General features: G+C 58.6%; 14 protein-coding genes. 6 read left to right on the top strand and 8 right to left on the bottom strand.

Annotation, left to right across the window (positions count from 1 at the left end):
• Window positions 1-36 precede the first annotated feature (36 nt).
• Window positions 37-1,635 (bottom strand): MBL fold metallo-hydrolase, encoded by a 1,599-nt coding sequence (locus CC94_RS0113690; RefSeq protein ID WP_031431288.1) that lies wholly within the window; start codon window positions 1,633-1,635, stop codon window positions 37-39.
• Between the two features lie 82 nt (window positions 1,636-1,717).
• Complete coding sequence (locus CC94_RS0113685) at window positions 1,718-6,976, bottom strand: non-ribosomal peptide synthetase (protein ID WP_245619756.1); 5,259 nt, start codon at window positions 6,974-6,976, stop codon at window positions 1,718-1,720.
• Window positions 6,977-8,005: 1,029 nt separating this feature from the next.
• On the opposite strand from CC94_RS0113685, the gene CC94_RS0113680 reads away from it, so the two are divergent.
• Window positions 8,006-8,656, top strand: a complete 651-nt coding sequence (locus tag CC94_RS0113680) for a VOC family protein (RefSeq protein WP_031431285.1) — start codon at window positions 8,006-8,008, stop codon at window positions 8,654-8,656.
• Window positions 8,657-8,708: 52 nt separating this feature from the next.
• On the opposite strand, the gene CC94_RS0113675 is transcribed toward CC94_RS0113680, so the two are convergent.
• The 4 genes from CC94_RS0113675 to CC94_RS22410 all read right to left on the bottom strand — a co-directional run bounded on the left by CC94_RS0113675 (window position 8,709) and on the right by CC94_RS22410 (window position 14,887).
• Window positions 8,709-10,292 carry an EH signature domain-containing protein gene (locus CC94_RS0113675; protein ID WP_031431284.1) on the bottom strand — a complete coding sequence of 528 codons (1,584 nt, stop codon included), beginning with the start codon at window positions 10,290-10,292 and terminating at the stop codon, window positions 8,709-8,711.
• Window positions 10,283-10,978: an OmpA/MotB family protein gene (locus tag CC94_RS0113670; RefSeq protein WP_036303993.1), complete on the bottom strand. Its 696-nt coding sequence runs from the start codon at window positions 10,976-10,978 to the stop codon at window positions 10,283-10,285. Before CC94_RS0113670 ends, CC94_RS0113675 begins: the two co-directional genes overlap by 10 nt.
• Entirely contained in the window at window positions 10,978-12,795 is a 1,818-nt protein-coding gene (gene zorA, locus CC94_RS0113665) for an anti-phage ZorAB system protein ZorA (RefSeq protein ID WP_031431282.1), read from the bottom strand. Before zorA ends, CC94_RS0113670 begins: the two co-directional genes overlap by 1 nt.
• 370 nt (window positions 12,796-13,165) lie before the next feature.
• Window positions 13,166-14,887: a transglycosylase SLT domain-containing protein gene (locus CC94_RS22410; RefSeq protein ID WP_005370671.1), complete on the bottom strand. Its 1,722-nt coding sequence runs from the start codon at window positions 14,885-14,887 to the stop codon at window positions 13,166-13,168.
• A gap of 234 nt (window positions 14,888-15,121) precedes the next feature.
• Here CC94_RS22410 and CC94_RS0113655 point away from each other — a divergent pair, with 234 nt between their 5' ends.
• The 5 genes from CC94_RS0113655 (at window position 15,122) to CC94_RS0113635 (ending at window position 20,200) form a co-directional block, all read left to right on the top strand.
• The gene (locus tag CC94_RS0113655) at window positions 15,122-16,564 is read left to right on the top strand and encodes an ATP-binding protein (protein ID WP_005370669.1); all 1,443 of its coding nucleotides are present in this window, start codon (window positions 15,122-15,124) and stop codon (window positions 16,562-16,564) included.
• The gene (locus CC94_RS0113650; RefSeq protein WP_005370667.1) at window positions 16,561-17,235 is read left to right on the top strand and encodes a response regulator; all 675 of its coding nucleotides are present in this window, start codon (window positions 16,561-16,563) and stop codon (window positions 17,233-17,235) included. The genes CC94_RS0113655 and CC94_RS0113650 overlap by 4 nt, the downstream gene beginning before the upstream one ends.
• 384 nt (window positions 17,236-17,619) lie before the next feature.
• Window positions 17,620-17,949 (top strand): Spy/CpxP family protein refolding chaperone, encoded by a 330-nt coding sequence (locus tag CC94_RS0113645; RefSeq protein WP_005370665.1) that lies wholly within the window; start codon window positions 17,620-17,622, stop codon window positions 17,947-17,949.
• A gap of 287 nt (window positions 17,950-18,236) precedes the next feature.
• Window positions 18,237-18,422: a hypothetical protein gene (locus CC94_RS0113640; protein ID WP_005370663.1), complete on the top strand. Its 186-nt coding sequence runs from the start codon at window positions 18,237-18,239 to the stop codon at window positions 18,420-18,422.
• Between the two features lie 323 nt (window positions 18,423-18,745).
• Entirely contained in the window at window positions 18,746-20,200 is a 1,455-nt protein-coding gene (locus tag CC94_RS0113635; RefSeq protein WP_005370661.1) for a hypothetical protein, read from the top strand.
• Window positions 20,201-20,852: 652 nt separating this feature from the next.
• Here CC94_RS0113635 and CC94_RS0113630 read toward each other — a convergent pair.
• Together CC94_RS0113630 and CC94_RS0113625 are read right to left on the bottom strand one after the other, a co-directional pair.
• Window positions 20,853-21,134, bottom strand: coding sequence for a type II toxin-antitoxin system HicB family antitoxin (locus CC94_RS0113630; RefSeq protein ID WP_005370659.1), 282 nt, complete (start codon window positions 21,132-21,134; stop codon window positions 20,853-20,855).
• A 166-nt stretch (window positions 21,135-21,300) separates the two neighbouring features.
• Window positions 21,301-22,917 carry an alkaline phosphatase D family protein gene (locus CC94_RS0113625; RefSeq protein ID WP_005370653.1) on the bottom strand — a complete coding sequence of 539 codons (1,617 nt, stop codon included), beginning with the start codon at window positions 22,915-22,917 and terminating at the stop codon, window positions 21,301-21,303.
• Window positions 22,918-22,974 lie beyond the last annotated feature (57 nt).

Raw genomic sequence — 22,974 nt, 5'->3', positions numbered from 1 at the left:
AGAATCATTTGAATGGGTTATGATGTTGCAATTCCTTCACAGAAAAATCTCGTCGCGCCCATATAGCCGCCGGGCATCGCTAAAGCCACGCTGATGACAAACCGCCAGCATTTTGTTGATTTCGCGAATGTAGGCATCATCGTCTTCCGGCTCCAGCGCCATGAAATATTGCAGCCACGGCTCGCGGCCGATGGCGTAGACGTAGACGCGGCTGGCGCCGACTGCATCCAGCAACCGCAATGCGCCTTCGGCATTGCTGCCGTTCGAGCGCCGGGCCTGGCAGTGTTTGTGATCCGGCAGCTTGGGTAACAAAGCGCCGTATACCCAGGAGAGCGGCGCGCCGATGCATTCCATGCCCAAAAACACGGTGTCGATGGGTCCGTATTCGGCGCATAGATTCTGGTACATCTGTTCGTCCAGGCAGTTCGAATCGGCGGCGAATAACACTTTCCGGTTTCCGGCGCGAACCAGATAGGCACTTTTTGCAAACGGCAAATCGCTGTGTTCGCCCAGAAAAGGCACCGCGACGATTTCACCATCCGTAAACGTGATACTGTCTAACGGATCGACTTCAACGACCTGCCGAAAACCCAATTCCCTGGCCAGCAGTTTCATCGAAATATCGGCATAGAAAATGCCGGAACTTTTGGGTACCACCAGACAACCGATTTTGTGCCGTAACCGTAACAGGGTTTCGAACACATAATGGTCGTGATGGACATGGGTAATCAGCACATAGTCGATATGTGCCGGCAAATCCTGAAAACTGTAGCGGTCTATCCCGCCCTGGCTGGGTTTGACGGCGATGAAAGGATCGATCAGCACGGTAATGCCGGCCGTTTCGACCAGAACGCCCGCATGGCCCAGATAACGGATTCTCACGCCCGGGCCTTGCCAGGCTTCACCGGCATGCGGCGCCTGATCGGTCAATAAACGGATCAGCTTATCTTCGTCGCCGGCATCCAATCCCAGCACTTCCCGGATATAACCTAAGGATTGCGGCCGGCTATCCAGCTTGAACAATTCGTCGACAGCGGCTTCGGCAAACGGAATCCGCCAGGATACGCTCTCGCCGTCCGGCAGGCGCGGCGTACTCATGTAATATGCCCGAGCCCGGTCATGGGTTTGTGTGAACAGTTGGAACGACTGCAAATGTTTTTTGTAATGCCGGCTTTTATAAAAAAGGCTCTCGATACAGCGGACAATGGGGCGGTTGTTATAGTCGTAGAGCAATTCGACGTAACCGCGTAAAGACTGAGGTAATTGAGGGTAATAAGCTTCCAGGCTTTGCCCGATAGCCTCGCGATCCAGCAAATTCTGAAAAGTGATCAGGTCTTCGGCCATCCGCAGGCTTTCGGCATGCTCGCCTCCCATGCGCTCCAGCATTTGCGCGATGTCGGCCGCTCGGTCGACCGGTACGTTGACGAACGGCCCGCCCAGCAATTTCGGATTGGCGCTGGATTTAAGATGGATAGCGGGATTTTGCAGATACGAAGTCAGATTCTTCTTCTGATAATTCAGCATATGCAGGCTGTAGGGCACCGGCGAAAAAGTATGCGGCCAGGCAACCCAGTGATCGACCAGCGCTTCTACGGCGGTGGAATCGGCAAGCCGGTATGGGGTTCTGTCGTTCATGGTTTCCGTTTCCTGTTCATTGATTTGTTATCGAGCCGTGGGAAACGAACGAATTCGCCCCAAAAACCCATGCGATCCGTCATCATTCCTCGCTCCGATACTCAGCCATGCGGTCAACGAATTCGGCTAGCGTCGCCGCTTCGAACAACACATTGACCGGCAGATCGATGGCGAACATTTCCTGTATTTTTGCCATCACCTGGACGCCCGCCAATGAATGTCCTCCCAGTTCGAAAAAATCGTCGTGAATGCTCAAACGATCGATACCCAGCACTTCACGCCAGATGGACGCCACCGCTTCCTCGGCCTCGTCGCGCGGTGCAACGAAACCGTCCTGATCGCCGGCCCGGATTTCCGGCATTGGCAACGCCTTGCGATCCAGCTTGCCATTGGCATTCAACGGCATGGACTCAAGCCATAGCCATGCCGAGGGCTGCATGTAGTCGGGCAAGCTCTCCTTAACAAGAGACCTCAGCGCATCCTGAGCCGAAGCATCACCGCTCCAATAGGCGACCAGACGCTTCATGCCGGGCACATCTTCCCGCACGGTGACGGCCGCCGCAGATACCGCGGAATGCCCCAGTAAGCAGGCTTCGATTTCACCGAGTTCAATGCGGTAGCCCCTGATTTTGACTTGCCGATCGAAACGGCCCAGGAATTCAACAGTTCCGTCTGCGCGATACCTCGCCCGGTCGCCGGTTCGATATAAACGTCCGCCGTTGCGGCCGAACGAATCCGGCACGAAGCGTTCAGCCGTCAAAGCGGATTGGCCGAGATAGCCTCGGCTAATACCGTCGCCGCCAACCAGCAACTCTCCCGCCACCCCGACTGCAACCGGCTGCATCGCCGCATCGACGATGTGAATGCGCATATTGGCAATGGGGGCGCCGATCGGCAGCGTGGCATCGCAATCGGTCGGTTGAACGCGATAAACGCTGCACCAGACGGTGGCTTCGGTCGGACCGTATTCGTTGAATAACCCGACCGCCGGCAAGCGTGAATGGTGCAGTTCGGCCAAAGTGCCCGGACAAGCTTCGCCGGCGACGATGGCGGTGCCCAGGCTTTGCAACGCGGCGCTGGGCACATGCTCCAGCAAGAGTTGATACAGCGACGGCAAGGTTAACAGGTGGGTGACCCGGTTACGCTCGATCAGGGCCCCGAGCCCCAGCGGCTCTTTCAGCAGGTTGTCGTCAGGCAAACAGAGGGCAGCGCCCTGGCTTAAACACCAGAAAATACCCGCCACCGAACTATCGAAAGCGAACGACGGCAATAACAGATAACACCCCATCGGTTCACGGTAGTAAGCGCTTCTCGCCAAAGTCGAATGCAACAGATTGGCATGGCTGACCACCACGCCTTTGGGATGGCCGGTCGAGCCGGAGGTATAAATCAGGTAGGCGGCGGATGCCGGAAAACGCACGACAGATGGGTTGGCCGCACTGTAAGCGCCGAACTCATGCGGTTCGTCGACGCAGATTTTCACCGCGTGTCCGCAATCCAGAGCCGGTACCAGGGACAGCACGGTCAACAGCCAGCCGGCCCCGGCATCCCGAAACAAATACGCTTGCCGTTCCCGAGGATAGCTCGGGTCAATGGGCACATACATGGCGCCCGCTTTCAAAATGGCCAACATACCGATCAATAAGTCGGGGCCACGGGGCAGGCTTAACGCGACGCGGCGCTCCGGACCGACGCCCTGCGCGATCAGATAATGCGCCAGCCGGTTGGCCCGTGCATTTAACTCGGCATAAGAAAGCCGCAGCTCTCCAAACACCAGCGCCGTTGCCTGGGGCTGGCGGTCCGCAACCGCTTCGAATAGATCAACGATGCTGCGCTGCTCCAGATAATGCAGAGTCGTGGCATTCCAGTCCGCCAGTTGCCGTTTTTCCGGTACGCTCAAAAACGGCAATTGGCTCAACCGGGTAGCGGGGTCCGCCAATATCCCGTTCAGCAGGCATTGAAAATGTCCCAGCATGCGCCGTACCGACAATTGGCTGATGACGTCGCAACGATAGCTGAACACCGCCGTCAACCCCTGGCCGGTTTCCGTGCACAGCAGGGCCAGATCGAATTCTTCCGACCTTTCCGGCAAGGCAACCGTTTCGACAGAGGCATTGGCCCATCGGCCAGGGGCGCCGGATTGTCCCAAGGCCAGCGCTGCCGCCAAGGGAGAGTCCGCGGACTGCAGCACGAACCAGGTCCGAAACGGCGCCATGTCGTTGCCGGTGCGGGGCAACACCTTCTCCGCCAGCAAAGCATACGGATAATGCTGATGATCGAGCGCTGCCAACACGGCGGCATTGACCTGAGCCAAATAATCGCAAAACGGCTGTTCGCCGTGAGGCCGGCTGCGCAATGCGACCGGGTTGACGAAATAACCCACCGAATCGGCAAATTCACGTTTAGGCCGCCCTAAGGTCGGACTGCCGACGATCAGATCGGTCTGACCGCTGTAGCGGTACAGCAGGGTCTTGAAGATGCTCAACAACAGCGTATACAGTGTGGTGCGGCGGGCTGAGGCCAAACGTTTAAGCTTGTCCAACGTTTCCGGCGAGATGAGCAACGTTTCCGCAGCGCTCCGGCCTGACGACGCCCCCGCAGATGAACGTTCGCCCGGCAGTTCCAACCTGGGTATCTCACCGGCCAGTTGCCGGCGCCAATAGCTCAGGTCTTGTTCGGCAGCAGTGCTTTCCAGATAATGTTGCTGCCATGCGACATAATCCGAGTAGATTGAAGCAGAGGACGGCAATTGAGGCGCCTGACCGGCACATCGAGCGAGATAGAGTGTTTGCAACTCGGCCAGCAATACTTGCAGCGAACGAAAATCGACGATCAAATGATGCGCGCAAAATGCCAGAACAGGATCGGCACCGGTACAACGGAATACGCCGCATCTCAGCAGCGGTCCATGTTCCAGGTCAAACGGCTCGCTGACGAAAATTTGCAGCTGCTTCATCTGCTGTGAGCGGTCGCAACAATCAACCCGCTCCAGCCGCGGCTCCGGTTGCTCAAGAGGCAGGCAAACCGGCAGCCGGTCGGCGCCCAGTTTAAACCCGACGCGTAATTGCGCATGTCGCCGACGTAACTCGATCAATGCACCGCCCAGCGCGTCCCAGTTTAATTCGCCCCTGATTTGCAATGCAATCGGCATGTGGTGCAAAGCTTTGCCCTGCCCTAATTGCGCCCGTGTCCACAATGCCTGCTGGTTGTATGACACAGCGAAATCCAAAGCCTTCCCCATGCCGGTATCGGCAAGGGGAACAGGTGTGTCGGCGGCATGTTTTGCCAGACTCAGCGCCGTTGCGGCGCAATCGGATAAGGTCGAGCTGCCGAGCAAGCCGGTGACCGGTATATCGACATCCAGCAACTCGTCGATGAAATATTTCATTTCCACGGCTTTCAACGAATCCAGGCCCAGTTGCGATAGCGTATGGCTTGATTCGGCAGCGCCGGCAGCCAAGCCTGATAATGCCGAGGCTTTCAGCGCAAGATGTTCCGCCAATAAATCGGCGGCATTGACGCGATTCATCGTCAACAAAACCTGGCGCAATAAGCGGCGTTCGGCAGCGCCCGCATCGACATTCACTAAAGGCCGCGGCTCGCCCGCCGCTTGCAGGTTGTCGCTGGCGATAAACTCAAACCCCTGTTGGATAAAAAGCGCCTGGCAGGCATTTCGCCGAAGTTTTCCGCTGCTGGTTTTTAACACCGCGCCGGGTTTGAGGAACAGGATACGGTCGGCTTGGATGCCGCATTCTTCGGTCAATCGGGCACGAATCGCCGAGAATTCGCTACGGTAATCGCCTTGCCTGACGCGGTTGCGTTTCAATTCGGCCAGCACGACCAACTTTTCGCCGTCGCCTTCGTCAACCGAAAACGCCACGGTCGATGCCGGATTCAGCGCATCGGTTGCCGCTTCGACGGCATGCTCGAGATCGTGCGGGTAATAATTGCGGCCGCGAATAATGATCAAGTCTTTCAAGCGCCCGGAAACGAACAATTCGCCGCCGTCGATAAATCCCAAATCGCCGCTGCGCAGCCAGGATCGGCCTTCGGCATCTTTGACGAAAGCTTTGCCGCTCATTTCAGGGTTCTGCCAATAGCCCTGGGCGATGCTGGGACCGCTCAGCCAGATTTCTCCGATTCGACCCTCCGCGCAACACGCAGCGCCATCAGGCTCGACAATACGCAAGTCCTGGCCGCCATCGATATCGATCGCGCCACAACCTACAAGGCTTCTGGCATTCAATGGATTGTCACCGCCTGGCTGGACTCTGCGTTGTTCCAGGGCGGTTTTATCGAACGCGGCAATTCTTGGAAGGGATTGTTTAGCGCCGCCAGTCGCCAAGAGCGTCGCTTCGGCCAGGCCATAACAGGGATAGAACGCATGCCGCTGGAATCCGCATGCCGAGAATGCTTCGCCGAATCGCTGCAAAGTCAGCGGATTGATGGGTTCGGCGCCGTTGAAGGCCAGTTGCCAATGGCTGAGATCGATTCCGGCCAATTCGTCGCGGCTGATTTTTTGAACGCACAAATCGTAAGCGAAATTAGGCCCGCCGCTGGTATGCGCACGGTAATCGCTGATGGCCTGCAACCAGCGTAGCGGTTTTTCCAAAAACGCCATCGGCGCCATCAGAATCGCACTCGCTCCGCAATACAAGGGCTGCATCACATTACCGATCAGGCCCATGTCGTGATAAAGCGGCAGCCAGCCGACCACGGTCGAGCGTTCGTCATGGCCGAACCGGCGCTTGATCAACTGCTGGTTTGCCAGCAAGTTGCCGTGGCTGACCATCACCCCCTTGGCGTCACCGGTAGAACCCGAAGTGTATTGCAGAAAGGCCAAATCCAAGGCTTGCAAGAGAGGCGGTTGCCACGAGCTGGCATCATCAAAGTGTTCGTCGGCATCGGTTCGCAACAAATGCTTGTCTAACAAATCTCCCGTGGCGTCTGGGAAATCGCGAATGTTGCCGGCAACTTGTCGGGTGGTAAGAATTATTTTCGCTCTGCTGTCATCAAGAATGGCCTGTAGCCTGGGCATATGCCGATTATTACCGGGCGGATAGGCCGGAACGGCGACCGCCCCGGCGTGAAGGCAGGCAAAAAAGGCCACGATGTAATCCAGGCCGGGCGGATAGAGCAATAAGGCCCGCTCGCCTTGCATGCCCATCCGTTGCAACGCTGCCGCCAATTGCCCGGCTTTTGCATTGAGTTCGCCATAAGTCAACGAATGCCGGCCTGATGCCCCATAATCCAAAAATGTATACGCAATCCGGTGGGGATGGCATGCCGCGCGCCGCTGCAACACCTCCGCCAGAGAAGTTGCTCCTTCGAGCAATAGCACATCATCTGTGGAACCATCTAAATCATGTCGCTCGTTTAACACATACCCTCCGTCTATCCGACAGGTGACGCACGAAATTTCGTCTTTGAATCGCCGTCTCTAATTTCAAGTGCAGGCAACCTCCACTGAAAAGCCAGGCAAAATGATTCAAGTCCGTTTAGATATGTGGAAGACGATCTATAGAAATAATTTCCCCACCAAAAAGTTGTTTTAGCAACAGCCTGGAAACACTTCGGCATTGATTTGAGGCTGAGCGCAGTTAATCCGAGGGAATTCGAAATTGCCGATTAGAGGAAAAAATATGTCCGCAAAATCAGTTGCGGTTCTTGCCCATCCGCGAAACTGTCAAAATACAAGCGATTGATCCAAGCTCTAATGGCGCCCTGAGTGATGGAGCGAAAATAACGACCGATAATTTTCGGAATGAATTCAGGGATGCAGGCCGTAGCATGGGTACGACTCCAAGAATATAGCGCGTAGGATGGATAGAGCGAAGCGAAACCCATCAATCAATGTACGGCAGGCTATTCACGATGGGTTTCGGCTAACGCCTCTACTCATCCTAAGGATTTTATAGGGCGGATTCGCCGCCAGGCAATCCGCCGCGCTTTGAAGGCTATTGGCGTTTTGCTATCGCGAAAACGCCCTACAACGCTGCTCCTCATAACGCTTAACGTGGATAACAGTATCTAATTTTCAGTTGTAGGGTACGCTGTGCGTACCATTGGGGGGGGGGGGTGAAAAGGTACGCACAGCGTACCCTACACGGTTTGCCCAAGCCAAGCTGGCAAGGGAGTATCGCGATAAGCGCTCGGCGGGAGGTGGATTTTCCATGGTTTGCCTCTCTCCGATTTCGCTTCCCCTTCTTTCATTCCGACGCGAAGATACCCATGAAAACAAATATCTTATTTGGCGCTCTGTTTGCTTAGCCTCATCGATCCCGCTCACGCCGCCGGTATAATGACCGCCGGCCGCGCCGAATCGCCCGCCATGACGTGTCCCGGCCCCCTGTTCCCAAAGGAGATCGCCATGCTGCGTTCATATATCGACCATATCGCCGTCACGGCCCCTTCCCTGGAAGCCGGCGAAGCCTACATTCGCCGGACGCTCGGGACAAGCCTGGAAACCGGCAGCGCGCATCCCCGCATGGGAACCCATAATCGTTTGCTGAAACTAGGCGAGATGCGTTATCTCGAAGTGATCGCGATCGATCCGGCCGCACCGCCGCCCGACCGGCCTCGCTGGTTCCGGCTCGACGCGCCCGATCCTGCCCGGCCGGCGCGGCTGGCTGCCTGGATCGCCCGCACGAACGACATCGCGGCCGCGGCAAAGGCTTCGCCGTTCCCTTTGGGCGGGATCGAGCCGATGCGCCGCGGCTCCCTGAACTGGCTGATTACCCTGCCGGCCGACGGCGGCCTGCCGCTGCAGGGCGTCGCGCCGGCGCTGATCCAATGGCCCGAGGGCATTCATCCGGCCGCCGCGCTGCCGGACAGCGGCTGTGCGCTGGTGCGCCTCGAAGGCTTCCATCCGGAAGCCGGGAAGGTACGCCGCGTACTGGATGCAATCGGCTTCGAAGACGATTTTCGGGTGTTCGAACTGGAGCCGGGCAGGCCGCCTTATCTCGTGGCTCACATTCGAACGCCCGCCGGCATGCGGCAACTGGGCGGCCCCGACGGGTGAATTTCGCGCCGTCCAGGGCCGCGGCTGCAGGTTGCGGCCGGAACGAACGCTTTCAAAACTCTGCCGCCTCTTCCTTTCGGGATTGCCGATAAAACCCGTCGGCGCGGCGAATGAAACCATGTTTGCCCAGCCACTCGCCGAGTACCCCGGAACCGTGCTTGCAGCATATCCTTTCGGCCCCGTCGGGCAAGGATTCGACCACCAGCCGATAGCGCGCGGCCAGCGCCTCGAAAGTCATTCGGTCCGGAAAAATACCGAATTTCGCCAGTTCCGACACGAAGGCCTTTTCCCAGGCATAACCGGAATGGATCAATCCGTCGCTGTGCCCGTAGCTGTTGGTGAAAACATTTTTCGTGGTATCCCGAAAAACGCCGTAACGGAGGCCGTGCTTCAAGAGCTGGGGGTTAATATCCTCCTCCCGGTACGCCCAACATTTGCCGCCGGTCTTTACCGCGGATTCGAGAATGAACAGGCCGCCGATTTTCATCAGGATCAAATTGTCGTCCGGCTTTTCCGGATCGCGGAAAACGGGGCGCCGTTCTTCCCTATCCTGCGAAAGGCGGGACGGGGACTCCTTTACGGAATTGCCGGTCCAGATATGGGTAAATTCGATCCGGTCGACAAACTGCAGCCAGAACTCATGCCGGCGGCTGTCTTCGACGAGTTGCCTGAAAACCGCCTCCAGGTCGTGCGGCACCAGCCATCGCTGGACCATGGCCTTGGCCTTCGGAGTTACCCGCAGCCAAGCGGTTTGCCTTTCCAGCGAAGGGCTCTTCCAGCGGAACACGGCCAGCGACAATAAAGCCTCGTGAGGCTCGGCAGCCAGGCACAGGGAATACCGGTCGAGTATTCTGGCCAAGCCTTTGTCGATACATTCCCTGCGTTGCCGCAGTTGGGCCAGGACAGGATCGATCGCCCGCTTGAAGCGGTCGTCCGGATAGCCGACGATCGCATCGACCTGAGCCATCACCAATTCGGGCCAGAACCAGGAGGTCGGCGGAATATCGACCTCCCGAGCGATACGCTCCACGATTTCGGAGCGCCCTTCCAGCGCGTCTTCGGCCAGCGTCCGCGTGGCGTTCTTTTCCAAGACCCGTCTGTGCTTTAGAATCCCTTCCAGCCAGCGCGGCTTGAAGCTCGAACTGCGCGATACGGCATCCAGCGAATTCGCGAGAAACGCCCGCAGCGCCTCCCGACTCCGAATCTCGGCCGCGTTGTTGCCCGGCGGGCAATTCAGGTAGGCGCTGAGCAGGCCCTGCCAGGGATAAGGGCTCAGCATCCGCCCGGAATATTGCGCGGCGAATTCGGTCAGCAAAAAACCGACGGCGCTCTCCGATCGCATCAGCGAGCCGTGGCCGGCGATCTCGGTGTGCAATCCGCGGCAGAGCAATGCGACTTCCAGCCAACTGAAAGAAGGCGTCCTCGACGGCTCCTCGACCCAGCGGAAAAACTTCTCCAGCGTCTGGCGCACCATTTCCGGATTGGGCTTGCCCATATCCGCATTTTTCAGGGTTTCCCCGATCCTGATTTTTGTCGCCTCCATCTGCTTGACGGAGGCCGCGAAAGGCGGAATGCGGTAAATATCTTCGAATTTCAGCAAGGCGCAGCTGAAATGCTCGGCGTATTTCACAGGCATTTCCCGAAATCGGTGGTATCGACCGTATTCATGGTACTCGGCGTTTCGTCGAACCCCAAAAAATCCAGTTTGAATTCAACCCTCCGCATTTCGGCTTCCGTTTTTCCCACGCCGTTGTTGAAGCTGTAGCCGCCCACCAAAAAAAGATCGCGGATCATGCGCTTGTCGTCGTCGAGCAAAGCGGCTTCTTCGGGCGCCGGCGATTCGAACAGGCTGCACAGCACGGTTTCCGCCCGCCGCATGCTCAGTTGCAGATTGAGCAGATAGGAACCGGTCGGAGAGGCATAGCCTTCGACCACGACCCGTTTGAGCAATTTCCCCCGGTCCTTGCGCGCGACATTCAGCACGATGGGCACGAACTTCCGCAGCGTCCGCTTGGCGGAGTCGGAAAGTTTGGAATCGTTGTTGCCGAACTGGGCCTGGCTGCCGAAATCGATGCGGTTGTTGACGCAATCGACCGTCACGCCGCTGACGCCCTGGGCCGCCTGCTTGATTTCTTCGCACAGCAGGCCGATTTTCTTGAGATGCTCCAATTCCGGCGCCGGATTGGTGATGATGACCAGCGAAAAGGTCATGACGATGAGGAACATCATCATCATCGCCGTCATCAGGTCGGCATAGGAAATCCAGAACGGCTTTTCGCCTTCTTCCTTCGGCCTGGGGAGAGGTGTGCCGCGCGACAGCATCAGATTTCCCTGCTCCGCATCATCATGTCGGCAAGCCCGCCGATGGAAGCCGCCAGCGGCTCGTAGGCCGAGGCGACCTGGTTGAGCGTGTCGGCGTGATGCTTGTGAAACTCGGCGTCGTGCCTTGCCATTTCTTCCCGAAACCTCGCCAGGGTTTCCGCCAGCTTCTCGGCGATGGCGGCCACCGATTTATCCGCCTCGGCATTCAGTTGTTCGAACGCTTCCACCGTCGCCTGCATCTGCTGAACGATTTGCCAGTTCATGCCGGCCTCCTGTTTGGCCCTTTCGAGCATGCTTGCCATTTCGGCGACCATTCGGGCGAGGGCGTCGCGCGTTCCGGCAGACTGCTCCAGAATGGCCGCGACCGAATGCGAGGCGTTTTCCAACAGGCCGCCGCTTTGGGCAAGCTGCAGCGAGACCTGCTCGGCGCGCTCCAGCACGCCGGCCACCTTGTCGCCGGCCAGCGAAAAACGTTGGGTGGCTTCCGAAATGCGCGCCGCGCTATCGTTCATTTTTTCGATAGTCGCGGCGAAGGTCCGGCTCGTGTCGGCCAGCTGCGCTTCCAGCGTTCCCTGGGAGGCGCCGAGGACATCCACCAGGGACGCCATGTTGGCGGTGAGTTCTTCGCGCTCCGCTTTGCCCGACCGGCGCAGTTCGTGCAGAAGCTCGTGAAAACCCGCCTGCATGTCGCGCATCGATTGGGCCGAATCGTCCATCATCCCGACCAGCCCCAGCATGCGGTCGGCAAAGGCGCTGTCGATCTTGTCGGCAAACGACTGGACCAGTTGCTCCAGGTTGGTGGTCACCGTAGCGCCCTGTTCGCGGCCGACGCGCGCCATTTTATTGCCGATGTCGTCCAGGCCTCGCTCCAGTATGCGGTTAACCCGGTCGCCGTGCTCCCTCCCCGATTCGATATGTTCCCGGATTCTCGCCGACAGCAAATCGCCCAGCCGCTGCGATTGTTCGATCTGCCGCACGGTCTGATTTTGCAGCACGGCGGACAGTTCGTCGACGAGGCTGTCTTTCAGTTGGCTCATTTGGACGGCGTTTTCGGATGACGACTTGACGAGCGAAGCCAGATAATCTTCGCCGACGCCGCCTTCGTACAACGTATCCAGCAGTCGGCACAGCGCTTCCAGCCGCCGATAGCAAAGATTGAGCAATACCTTCTCGAAAAACGTCACCGTCATGGCGGCGCCGATGGCGAAAAAAGAGGCGATGAAGGCACCCTGGACTTCGGTGAACAAGCTTTTCAAACCGAGGAAAAGCTTTTCCATCTGGGCGGCATCGGTCCTCGCCTTGGCCAGCAGCGAAGGGTCGAATTGCTGAATGCCGTGAATCAATCCGTAAAACGTGCCGATAATGCCGATTCCGGTCAACAGGCCCGGCAGGTGTTTGAAAAACTCCACGTTCAATCGGGCATCGACGAGCAATTGGGGGCTGAAGATCGCTTCGGCGGAAACGGTCGAGCGGATACGGACTATCCGTCCTTGCGCGTTTCGGTCCTCGTACTGCTCGTGCAGGGTGTCCCGGAAGGTATCCCAAACGCCGGCAAAGAAACGGTGCCGGAAGATCCGGTCCAACTCGTCTTTGGTGACGGTTTCACCGCCGGCTTTTTGCCGCCGGAGAGCCGCTAAGGCGCCGATGGCCGATTGGAGGCGCACCAGGGAAAAAACCGCTTGCCCCACGTACCAAACCAAAAATAATAGCAACAGCACGGCAACCACATTGATCACCATCCGCGGATTGCCGCTGATGGGAATATCCAGCCATTGGGCGAATTGCCGGGGGAGAAAAGCGAACAAGGAGTCTAACATTTAAAGCGCATTCCAACAGTGTTTGGCAAGGGTGCAAAAGAGCTCCGTGAAAAACCGGGCCGGCACAGTATTACCGGGATCCTGCCGAGCGGACCCGCTCGGGCAAACGGAAAAATCGGCCATGAAAATCGAAGAATAAAGCTCTACCTGGACTTTATGCGGCTCATGCTATCACGGCACGCTGAGCGAGTCATGCAAAAATCCGGCCCCGAAAAGGCCGGCCCGAACGTCGAACCGGATGGAATGAAGTGCGTCGTATCTCCTGACGTGCCGCAAAGATTTTTCTCGGGCTGTCGGGGAAAAAATAGGGTACCTGCCGGCAACGGCCAGAATGAAAACGAAAACGCAGGCGCAAGCCGAAACCGCCGACTCAAAAGCCGCCAGCTTCCGCCGGCAGGCGTTGTTCGCCGTCCTCGTCAAGCAATAAGAAAGGCACAGCGAACTTCGGATGCCCGGAAGAACTGCCGACCGCCGAATCCCCGGCCAAAAGCGAAGCCGGAGCGTATGAACCGGTATTTGCCGCCGGTTTTTCCGCCGCAAACACGGCGTTGCGGGACAAACCTGCCAGGCGCCGGCGAAGCCGGACCGCGTTATCCGAAGGCAGCAGAAAAACGTAAGCATGCCGGCGCGGCAAAACGGTCCCGAGATAACCGGGGTTAAGCCTGCGGAATCGATCAGGCGGCATATCGGCCAGACCCGCGATCGCGGCGATTTTCTTTTCGGCCAGATAATTCACTTCAAACGCATCGTCGATTTTGACTTTGACGAAATACGGCTCGTTCTTGACGGACGGCAACCGAACATCAAAGTGGGCCGGGCGGGCGAAGATCGCCGATAAAGCCAGCAGCCGGGGAACGTACTCCTTCGTTTCACGGGGCAAGTTCAGCGACCAGAAATCGGCCGGCAAGCCCGCCGCCCGGTTACGGCCGACCGCATTGTCTACCGCGGCCTGCCCCGCATTATAAGCCGCCAGCGCCAGCAGCCAGTCGCCGTTGAAATGGCGATATAAACCGCTCAGGAAACGTATCGCCGCCTGGGTGGATTTTTGAATATCGAGCCGTTCGTCATAATCGCGGCTTTGCGTCAAATCGTAGTCGATGCCGGTGCCGGGAATGAATTGCCAGAGCCCTTTAGCGTTTTTCGGAGATTCGGCGGTCGGCCGGTAAGCGCTTTCGACGATCGGGAGCAGCGCCAGCTCCAGCGGCAACCGGTAACGGCTGAGTTCTTCGACGATATGGTACAGGTAGGGGCGCGCGCGTTCGCCTACGCGATAGAGGAAATCGGGATTTCGGGTGTAAACGTCGATGAATTTATCGATACGCGGGTCGATCGCGGCCTGTTCGCCTGGATGCCCTGCCGGAAGAGCCTGTTTTTCGAGCCGGTTTGCATTGCGCTCCGGCTGCCGGCTGCCCGGTCCGGGCGCGAATGATCGGGATTTTGCGCAACGCGAGGCCGTTTTTACAGTCCCCTCTTCTGTGCTCAGGCGCCAGGACAAACGCGCTGAAGCTTTAAAGCCATTTAACCGGCCGGTTAACCTGTCGGTTGAGCCAAGGGCGGGTTGCCGGCGAAAATCGAGATGCGGCTCCCCGATTCGGGTTTGCTCCTTCCATGCCCGCAAAGCCGTCTCGCTATCCGCAACAAGCACATTGCCGTGCCGCCTCTTCGCCGCGAACGGCACGCAATCCGCCTCGTTGTCCTGCGAGCCTTTCGCGCCCAGCAGTTTCATGCCCAGCGCCGTGTAGCGGGGCGGAGCAAATTTCGGCCGGCTTGATTCCGAATCATCGGAAACAAGCTCCGTTTGCGGCAAAGCTTCGAAAGAGGATCGCAAATAGCGGCCTCCACCCCGATGCTTACGCTTTTTGAGGACAACCGCCGAAGAACCGGAGCGGACCGCCGCCTGATCGGCAGCGGCCGGGCGAAGAATGCCCATTCCGGAACGGATACGCGCCCAGACGTCGTCCGGGCCGGCAACCGTCATTCTTGCGTAAGGTCTCTTGTGTTTGGCAGTATCGAAAGCGGCGGCGGCTTCGGGAACAGGACCGGCCAAGGTAACGCCGATGACGAGAGTCAACACTTCCATAAAATACCGCATAACCGTTCCCTCACCCGCCATGCTCCGGCGCAAACCGGCCGGAGCGATCCCGAAAAATATTTTCCCCTGCGCTTTGTCGCCCCAGTGAGATAAAGCTACGGAGATTTCGACCGCCGCCGCGGAAAAAGATTCGTTATCGTCCCGGTTAACGGATGATCCGAAGGAAGTATTTCCACGGAATCGGCGCAATCCCGGTAAAATCTGGCCTGCCGAATATTTCCGTTTTGCCGACCGATGCCCAAATCGATCCGTTTCAAGCTGTTTTTGACCCTGCTGCTGACGACGCTGCTGGTAGTCGCCGGCATGTACGCCTTCATGCGCTGGTCGCTGGACCGCGGCTTCGCCGAGTTTCTCGAAAAAAGGCAGCAGGAGCACCTGTCCACGCTGCTCGAAAATCTCGAAAATCATTACACGGCCGATCCCGGTTGGGAGCGCCTGGCCGGCAACAAACGCCAATGGCTGGACTTGCTGGGGACAAGCCACGAACATCGGCGTCATTTTCCGCTGGACTGGCTGAGGCAAGCCATGAGAGAACCGCCGGACGTTTGGCCGCCCGATTTGCCCGGCCCGAAATCCGAACGCCGGTTTCTGCCGCTGGAATTGCGGGTGATGCTGCTGCGCGCGGACAAAACGGTTATTTTCGGCCGCCGCGACCGGTTGGAGCAATTGGCCTTGCACCCTATTCTGTACCGACAGCAGGTCGTCGGCTACCTGGGCGTGTTGCCCGGCAAACCGCTCAATCAGCCGATCGAGCTGCAGTTCATCGAACGGCAAGGCCGGTCTTTCGTATGGATCGCGCTGGGAATGGTGCTGCTGTCCGCGGTGCTCGCCTCGGTGCTGGCGTACGCGCTCGGCCGGCCGTTAAAACGCATCGCCGGCGCGGCCAGAACGCTGGCGGCCGGCAATTACGACATCCGCCTGCCGGTCGAATCGGCCGACGAACTGGGGCAATTGGCGCGCGATTTCAACGAGATGGCGGCCGCGCTGGGACAGGCCGAACGGGCGCGGCGGCGCTGGATCGCGGACATTTCGCACGAACTGCGGACACCGATCGCGCTGCTGCGCGGCGAACTGGAAGCCTTGCAGGACGGCATTCGTCCTTTGACGCGCGAGGCGGTCGATGCCTTGTACGGCGATCTGATGCGCCTGAACCGCCTGACCGACGATCTGTATCAACTCTCGCTGTCCGACCAGGGCGCCTTGAGCTACCGCAAATCCGCGGTCGACCCGGTTGCGATCCTGCGGGCGGACACGGACGCCCTAGCCCCGGAATTTGCCGCCAAAGGGATCGCGGTAAAACTCATCGACCGGCGCGAATCCCCATTTACCCTTCATGCCGACCCGGACCGCCTGTCGCAGCTTTTCCGCAACCTGTTGACCAACAGCCTGAATTATACCGACGCCGGGGGACGACTGAACGTGACCGCCGCGCGGAAAGCCGGCGCGCTCGCGGTCGAATTTGCCGACAGCGCGCCGGGCGTGCCGGAAGCGGCGCTGCCGCACCTGTTCGACCGCTTTTACCGGGTCGAAAGCTCGCGCAGCCGCCATCACGGCGGCGCCGGCCTCGGGCTGGCGATCTGCAGCAATATCGTGAAGGCGCACCGGGGCAAGATCAGCGCAAGCGCTTCCGCGGCGGGCGGGCTTCGGGTTCGGATCGAACTGCCGGTGAACGGATGAAACGGATACTGATCGTCGAAGACGAACCCCGGCTCGCGCAATTGGAGGCCGATTATCTGCAGGCGGCGGGCTTTGCCGGCACGATTCTGGCCGACGGCCTCGCCGTCGTGCCCTGGCTCAGGCAGCATGGCGCCGACCTGGTGCTGCTGGATCTGATGCTGCCCGGCCGGGACGGCCTGGAACTGTGCCGCGAGATCAGGAGCTTCAGCACGGTGCCGATCATCATGGTCACCGCACGCATCGAAGAAATCGACCGCCTGCTGGGGCTGGAGCTCGGCGCCGACGACTATATCTGCAAGCCTTTCAGCCCGCGCGAGATGGTCGCGCGCGTAAAGGCGGTCTTGCGCCGCCTGCAACCGCCCGCCCCAACACCGAACGGGCATTCGCTGGCTCTCGATCCCGGCCAATTCCGGGTGCGCGCCGGCAGCCGGGAAGCCGAATTGACCGCGGTCGAATTCGAACTGCTGCAGGCCTTGCACCGGCAGCCGGGACGCATTTTCTCCAGGCAGCAGTTGATGGATCTGATCTATCCCGACCAGCGCATCGTCTCCGACCGGACGATCGACAGCCACATCAAGAAGCTGCGCAAAAAACTGGCCGAACTGCTGCCCGAAAAGGAAGTGATCCACTCGGTTTACGGCGCCGGCTACCGTTACGAAAACCCGGATTAGCGCATTTTCATATCGAGTGCAGAGAGGTCCTCACCTTCTGAAAGGCGCCCAGCCGTTAAGCCCAGCCCCGTAGGGTACGCTGTGCGTACCTTTCGACATGGAGGGTACGCACAGCGTACCCTACGGGGGCAGTCGTCCGGCAATCCCTGAATGACGTGCTTTCCTTACGAAGGCCATATACCCAAAGCGAAAATGCTCTACCGCATCTCCAGGGGCGGCGCCGTTTCGCGTCCTTCCTGTTTCCGCTCGAAATACCGCGCTGAAACTTCCACATTGTTTCCACAATTGCTGCAAATTGTTTGCATGGTCGCCGATTATCTTATTCCCCAAGAACGGCGAAACCTCCCGTTCGAATCCCCAAATTAATCTGAATGAGGCAAGACCATGAACAAAACCTTACTGACACTCGCATTCGTAACGATCTTCCCGTTGACCGCTGCCGCGTTTCCCGGCGCCCAGGGCCCCGGTTCGGAAGATCATCAGCAGCCTCGGATCGAACGCCTGACCCAGGAGCTGCAACTGACGGAAGAACAAAAAGGCAAAGTGGAAGCGATCTTTAAGGAACAACAGGACAAATTCAAGGCGCTGCACGAAGAAACCCACAGCAAACTCGGCGCCGTATTGACTCCGGAACAATTGACCAAACTCGACGCGCTCAAAAAACAGCACCGCGGACACTGGAAGAATAAAAAAGGTCAGGCAAAATCCGAATAAACCGCGGCCCAAAGGAGCGTCGAACGCTCTCCTACCCGCCTTCCGATACACCGGCAGCGCAGGCAGGATCGGAGTTCGACGCTGCGCCAAGCCCGTAGCCGCCGGCCGGGCCGGCGGACCGGGCAAATACTTCGGCGTATCGCTTCGAAGCGGAAAAGCCTTTGATTTTTTATAAAAAGTCGTTTTTTCCGCAAAAATTTCCGCTTAAGCTCGCTAGCGAACATAACCGCTGACGACCGACGGATAAAATGAAAAAAGGGAGAGTCAACAATCACAGGAGACAAGGAATGATCTCAAGGGAAAACACCCGGCCCGCCTCGACCCCATCCTCCGAATGCGCGCACGCCGGCTGCCATTGTCCGGTTTCGGCCGGCCAGAAATATTGCAGCGATTATTGCGAAAATATGGTCGGCGCCGATACTTGCAACTGCGGGCATGCCGAATGCAATCCCGCAGCAAAGGACGACCGGTAGCACGAGCCGCGGAAGATTCTCTTTTGCATGCCGCGTTCGAGCTGACGAGTTTCGGCTAATACGCCCCTGTAGAACGATTTTTAATCTCTCCGCGGTAGTCGATTCGAGCAGGAATCTCAAAGCCTTCCGCCGGAGGGACGACGCCTGGGTCGGCAGTATCGACGTCGCCATCAAAAAGCGAAAACCGCCTGCCTGTTCGGCATGCCATCCGGCGAACTGGCAAACTTTCGCAACCGAACGGCCTTGATGAACGCCGATAGAACCCAGGGAATTTTATCGGCCGGCCGGCGGCCTAAAGATTTTCCGACATCGAGGCGTCAATCATGTCCGCTCCAGTCTTCACACGGCACATCCGCCATGCGGTGTTTCTTGCCGCCGCCGGATGCCTGCTTGCGGCGGCCGCTTACGGAGAAGAGACCGTAAATCCTCCGCGGCCCGCCGTCGCTTCACCCCCTGCCGCTGCCACGACCGGGTTGCCCCCTATGGAACAGGCTTTGGTGCCCGAAGGCGTATTCGCCGTGCGGCTCGCCGAAGCGTTAAAGCTTGGCCGGGCGCCGGACGAAGCCCAAGCGGAATCGCTGCTCGACGGCTTCGGCATCGGGCCCGCAAACGGCTGGATTACCGATTATCCCGTAACGCCGGCGGTACTGGGGGATATCGAGAAAAGCCTTGCCGACGCCGCCGGGCAGGGAAAACTCGGTTTCGGCAAGCACCAAGCCCTGGCGCTGCTCGCCGAAGTGGAAAAAGCACTCGGGCTCGACGTGACGCCGGATCTGAAAACGCCTGCCGGCCCGGTCCGCAAGCCGGAAAACAAGCCCTTGTATCGCTATACCGACGTGCAGGGAGAAATTCATTACACCGATGACTACAATGCCATACCGGAAGCCTATCGGAACAGCGTCAAAACCCTGAATCCGCCGGCGCCCCCCGGAGTTTCCGACCTGGACGGAGGACTGACGGGCGAAGCGCCCCTGCCGGAATACGCGCCAAATCCGAATTCCGGCGCCGTCGAGGATTATTTCGACGTGTACGGCCCGCCCGTGGTCACCTATTATTCGCCGCCGGCGCCTTACGATTATCTTTACACCTGGACGCCTTACCCCTTCTGGTCCACGGGATTCTATTTTCCCGGCTTCTTCGTGTTGAACGATTTTCACCGCGCTGTATTTCTCGACCGCCATCGTTATTTCGTCAGCCGCCATACCGGCGGCAACAGATACCGTTATCCAGGGGCCGAGAGATCGCTCAAAACGCCTCCAGGAGGCTTTCGCCAGCCCAGATACGGGTTTTACACGCCGTCTGCCAGAGCCGGCGCTCGGGCCATCGTGTCGCGCGTCGGGAGCCGCCGCGGCTGGAACCGCTCCGCTTCCAGGGAAGGTTTTTCGGGAAGCCGAAGCCAGCGCCCTCAAATCATCCGCTGGAATTCCGCCCTTCGAGCGGCGCGGCGGAACGGCGGTTCCGCTGTCACTCCATCGTATCGTTCCCGCGATATTGCCAATCGCCGGACGAACCCGCAGCAAGAAGCGAGACGGCTTGCCGGCGGAAACGGACGCGAACGGCGGTCTTTCGGCCAAGGAATTCAAGTGCCCCAAAACATCCGCGCCGCTCCCCTCCATCGCCGGGAGCGCATCTTCCTGCCGCCTCGTACCGCAGAAAGAAGCATGTCGCCGGCGGCTCCCCGCCGCGGAGCCTTCGAAGGATTTCAAGGCGGCGCCCGCTTCGGCACCCGCGGAAGCGGGTCTTTCGGAGGCGGCGCAAGATCCGGCGCGCGCCGGTAAGCCCAGGCGGATGCCGAATCGGCCCTTCCCTATATAGAGTGGCTACGCGGTAGCGAGAACGCCGGGCCTCGACGGGAGAAACTTCACATAAATTTCCAATGAAGGCAAAATATCGGCCCCTGAAAATTGTTACACTGAGCGGAACGGGGGGGGGGTTATAACCCATAGGCGCTAACCTAAAATATAAAATATTGAAAGTAAAAGGAATCTCTCCTTAAAGTTTTACTTTGATTTGCCGTTCCAAAAACCATAACATATTGGAAATTAATTATTTTTATTGGAATTGGTCAATTTTTAAGTTAGCGCCTATGGGTTTATCTCCCCGTCCCCCTGTTTGAAAATTCTCCGCAAGCACAAAATCATCCTCCCTGTCCGTCCCGCTTCAAACGTTACGGACGGAATGAATATCCCCGCCCGGCATGCGTTGTAGGGTACGCTGTGCGTACCATTGGTGTGCTATACCATTGAGGAGGGAAGGTACGCACAGCGTACCCTACAACTGAGTTTAAAAAAAACGTCTCTGCCCCATTGCCGCCAGCCGAGGTGTCCGATGAGGCGCGTAGCGCGAGGGAACGATCGGGTAGCCTTTTGGGGGAAGTGATTTTCTGTCACATCCCAACTAAAGGCTGATGCTGTTTCCCGCAGGATTCAGTTAGTGCAGGCGGCTTAAGTTGGCAAAACCGTAATCGTTTTGCGGCACATCGACGGTTTCGACCTCCAGAACTTTTACCTTGCACTGGTGCATCGGCGGTTCGAGCCCGAGTTCTTCCAGGTTTTGTATCTGGTGCGAAAGGGTGGTCTGTAGGGCCAACAAGGCTTTTTCCTCGGTCGGCCCGTGGGCAATGCAGCCCGGAATATCCGGGCAATAAGCGGTGAAACTTTTGGCGAGACCTTTGTTGGTCGGCTGAATAATGGCGAATAATTTCATTTTCATAACGCTCACTCTAGTTTATTTATCGTTAAAGGCAGATGGCCCCCCGCTCCGATGTTTTTGTTATGTCCGTGAGGTTCTTCTAAAAGAAGATTCTACAGATACCGGCAAGACGCTGTATAGAGATATAAAAGTGCCATAATGGATAGAGAATGGATAGGCCGCGTATTCATTTCGGCCCGCGTTTTCGCCAAGCAGGCACAAGTTCCCCGGTATACAGCGCGTTCCCTTCGCCGTCTTTCAGCACAACCGTCATTACCCCGCTCCGGCCGTCAACGTCGACCTGGCCGAACGATTGCAAGCCCAACAACGGCGACAGATTCGATACCGGCGAGGCTTTCTGGAAGATCACTTGCGGACCGAACGTATCGTCCAGCTCGTGCGGGCCGAAGCTGCCCGCGTTCAAAGGCCCCGCGACAAACTCCCAAAACGGTTCGAAATCCTTGAACCGGGCCTTCGCCGGCTCGTAAAAATGAGCGGCCGCATAATGCACGTCCGCGGTCAGCCAGACCGTGTTGGCGATGCCTTCCCGCTTCAGGAACGCCAGCAACTCGGCCAGTTCGAATTCGCGCCCCCGCACCGGGCCGTCGCCGTTCGCCACACTTTCGAATTGCGGCCGGCTCCGGCCGTCGACGCCGTCCAGCGACTGCAGGCCGAGCGGCATGTCCGCCGCAATCACCTTCCATACCGCGGCCGACCGCTTCAAGCCGGCTTTCAGCCAGTCCAACTGCTCCCGTCCCAGGTAGCATGTCTCCGGCCCCGGCCGGGCCTGGTCGTTGCAGTTGTTGCCGCCGCGGTACGAACGCATGTCCAGCGCGAACACGTCGAGCAGCGGCCCGTAAGACAACTTCCGGTAAATCCGCCCGGCGGCATCGGCGGAGGGCAGACGCATCGGCGCATATTCGAACGCGGCCCGCCTGCCGCGCTCGACCAGCTTTGCGATCGATTTTTCGGCATAGCGCGGATCGGCGCCCAAATCTTTCGAGGGGGACCAGTTATTGGTGATCTCATGGTCGTCCCAAAGCCAGACGGTCGGGACTTCCGCATTGAAACGCCGCAGGTTGTCGTCGAGCAGATTGTATTTATAGCGGCCGCGAAACTCGTCCAGCGTCTCGGCGACCTTGGCGACTTCCGGAATCACGAGGTTATTCCAGACCGCGCCGGTCTGCGGCACGATCTGGGATTCCGGAATCGGGCTGTCGGCATAGATGCTGTCGCCGCAGTGAATGAAAAAATCCGGCGCGGTCCGGCGCATCGCTTCGAAGATGCGCATGCCGCCGATATCGGGATTGATGCCCCAGCCCTGCCCGCAGGTATCGCCCGACCACAGGAAGCGCACGTCCCGCCTATCCTCGGGCGCCGTCCGGAAACGGCCGTACAAGGGCTCGCTGAAAATCTTCGGATTATCGAGGTCCCGGAACAGGACTCTGACGTACACCTCCCGCCCGGACGGCAAGCCGCTCAGATCGAGGCGGGCCGTATAATCGGTGCCGGGCAGGGCCAAGGGGCCGGGCAGCGTGCCGGCATCGCTGAAATCGGGCTTGAAGCCGTACTCGACGACCATTCGGGCGGGGCCGTCGGAGCGGCTCCAGACGACGGCCCTATCCGCCAGCATGTCGCCGAACTGAACGCCCTGCAGCGTCAGCGGCCGGCCGGTCAACTCCCCTGCCCGCCCCGACCCGCCGCTACTGCCGTACCCGGCCAGGGTCGGGATAAAACCGGCCCCCAATGCCAGCCCCGCCGTCTTGAGGAAATGGCGTCGGGACCCTAAAACATCATTCGCCATCTGAAACAGATCATGATTGAACACCGGACTTTATTATGGGAACGGAATCATGACAGG

This window comes from Methylomicrobium agile, from assembly GCF_000733855.1.
Classification (GTDB): Bacteria; Pseudomonadota; Gammaproteobacteria; order Methylococcales; family Methylomonadaceae; genus Methylomicrobium; species Methylomicrobium agile.
This window is presented reverse-complemented; position numbering and strand designations above follow the sequence as displayed.

Bases quoted from the DNA above. Each gene is read 5' to 3' on its own strand.
- CC94_RS0113690 (WP_031431288.1), bottom strand. From the start codon at position 1,635: ATGAACGACAGAACCCCATACCGGCTTGCCGATTCCACCGCCGTAGAA.
- CC94_RS0113680 (WP_031431285.1), top strand. From the start codon at position 8,006: ATGCTGCGTTCATATATCGACCATATCGCCGTCACGGCCCCTTCCCTG.
- CC94_RS0113675 (WP_031431284.1), bottom strand. From the start codon at position 10,292: ATGCCTGTGAAATACGCCGAGCATTTCAGCTGCGCCTTGCTGAAATTC.
- CC94_RS0113670 (WP_036303993.1), bottom strand. From the start codon at position 10,978: ATGCTGTCGCGCGGCACACCTCTCCCCAGGCCGAAGGAAGAAGGCGAA.
- zorA (WP_031431282.1), bottom strand. From the start codon at position 12,795: ATGTTAGACTCCTTGTTCGCTTTTCTCCCCCGGCAATTCGCCCAATGG.
- CC94_RS22410 (WP_005370671.1), bottom strand. From the start codon at position 14,887: ATGCGGTATTTTATGGAAGTGTTGACTCTCGTCATCGGCGTTACCTTG.
- CC94_RS0113655 (WP_005370669.1), top strand. From the start codon at position 15,122: ATGCCCAAATCGATCCGTTTCAAGCTGTTTTTGACCCTGCTGCTGACG.
- CC94_RS0113650 (WP_005370667.1), top strand. From the start codon at position 16,561: ATGAAACGGATACTGATCGTCGAAGACGAACCCCGGCTCGCGCAATTG.
- CC94_RS0113645 (WP_005370665.1), top strand. From the start codon at position 17,620: ATGAACAAAACCTTACTGACACTCGCATTCGTAACGATCTTCCCGTTG.
- CC94_RS0113640 (WP_005370663.1), top strand. From the start codon at position 18,237: ATGATCTCAAGGGAAAACACCCGGCCCGCCTCGACCCCATCCTCCGAA.
- CC94_RS0113635 (WP_005370661.1), top strand. From the start codon at position 18,746: ATGTCCGCTCCAGTCTTCACACGGCACATCCGCCATGCGGTGTTTCTT.
- CC94_RS0113630 (WP_005370659.1), bottom strand. From the start codon at position 21,134: ATGAAAATGAAATTATTCGCCATTATTCAGCCGACCAACAAAGGTCTC.
- CC94_RS0113625 (WP_005370653.1), bottom strand. From the start codon at position 22,917: ATGGCGAATGATGTTTTAGGGTCCCGACGCCATTTCCTCAAGACGGCG.